The organism is Phytobacter sp. V69, from assembly GCF_965644215.1.
In the GTDB taxonomy this organism is placed as follows: Bacteria; Pseudomonadota; Gammaproteobacteria; order Enterobacterales; family Enterobacteriaceae; genus Phytobacter.
In genome coordinates, this window is the sequence record NZ_CBFFRL010000410.1 from 1 (window position 1) to 1,607 (window position 1,607).

The following is a 1,607-nucleotide window of genomic DNA, read 5'->3' on the forward strand; positions in this document are numbered from 1 at the left end:
ACTTATTCACCTGAGCGTAAAGCCGCTCTGATCGCCAGAATGATGCCGCCACATAATCAACCGGTCGTTCAGTTAGCCCGTTCTGAGGGGACCCCGGCCAATACGCTTTATGCCTGGCGTACTCAGGCTGGCGTTCGTGTAGCTGAAAGTCAGTCAACGCGAGAATGGTCGCAGGACGCCCGCTTTGCCGTTCTCGTTGAAACCGCACCGCTTTCTGCTCATGCTGTGGCTGAATACTGTCGCCGTAAAGGTCTTTATCCTGAGCAAATTCAGCAGTGGAGGGACGAATTTATGCAGCCCGGTCAGCGTGAAGAAAGAGCCTTGATTAAAAAGCAGAAAAAAGAAATTCAGCAACTTAACCGTGAAATAGCCCGCAAGGACAAGGCGCTGGCTGAAGCCGCGGCGCTGCAGCAGGCGATCGATAGCTGCACCGTCGCGCACTATCATCAGGGCTGTAAGGTGGTGATTTCCGACGGCGAATTCAAAACCGGCGCGCTCTTCCTGCACAGCGATATGACCCTGGAGATTGCCGCTGGCGCCACCCTGCTGGGTTCGGACGATCCGGCCCAGTATCCGCTGGAAAAAGGCTACTCCCTCTATCCCTACAGCGATCATCCGCAGCCCCGCCGCCCGCCGTCATTAATTAACGTGCTGGAAGCGGACGATAAGGGCGAGTCTCCGGCCGGGACGTTTCGCAATATTCGCATCGTCGGTCAAGGCACGATTGACGGCAACGGCTGGACCCGGGGCGTCAAAAGCGGCGGCGAGGCCACCATCATCGACGAAATGGGGAACGCACTGCCGCAATACCGGGCCAGCAATGCGGCAAAAGTCAGCGCGGACGGCATTCTGGCAAAGCATCAGACCGAAGCGGCTATTGCGGAAGGCATCGAAAGCAATAGCGCCTATAAAAATCGCCGCTCCAGCCTGATGACCCTGCGCGGTGTGCAGAACCTCTATCTTGCCGGGCTGACAATCCGCAACCCCGCGTTCCATGGGGTAATGGCGCTGGAGTCAAAAAATATCACCCTGAATGGGCTGGTCCACCAGACCTTTGACGGCAATAACGCCGACGGCGTGGAGTTCGGCAATAGCCAGAATGCGCTGGTTTTCAACAACTTCTTTGATACCGGGGATGATTGCGTCAATTTCGCCGCCGGGTTTGGTAAAGGCGCGGAAACTTTTCATCAACAGCCGCAAAGCGGGGCATGGATCTTCAATAACTATTTCCGCAAAGGCCACGGCGCCGTGGTGACCGGTAGCCATACCGGCGCGTGGATCGAAAAAGTTCGCGCCGAGGATAACGTCATATATATGACCGATGTCGGCCTGCGCATGAAAAGCCGCCCCTACTATGGCGGTGGGGTGCGGGATGTGTTGTTCCGTCATAATGCGATGAAAGATATCGCCAAAGAGCCGTTCGTTTTTACTATCAAATACAGCGCCGACGTGAATGATACGACCCCTGCCGACGAGCCCGCTCAGTTCCGCGACGTTCAGGTGCAGGACGTCACCGTCGATGGTACTTCGGCTAAGGAAGGTGCGATTTAATCGGTGGGGTTCAGTGGAGTCCTTAGCTGTATTAGCCTTACCTTAGCTGAGCTGTA

1 pseudogene is annotated in these 1,607 nt (G+C 55.9%); it reads left to right on the forward strand.

Annotated features, from left to right (window positions below):
- A pseudogene (locus ACSZPU_RS25605) lies at positions 1 to 1,548 on the forward strand (glycosyl hydrolase family 28 protein); the annotation flags it as partial.
- Between the last annotated feature and the right edge of the window lie 59 nt (positions 1,549 to 1,607).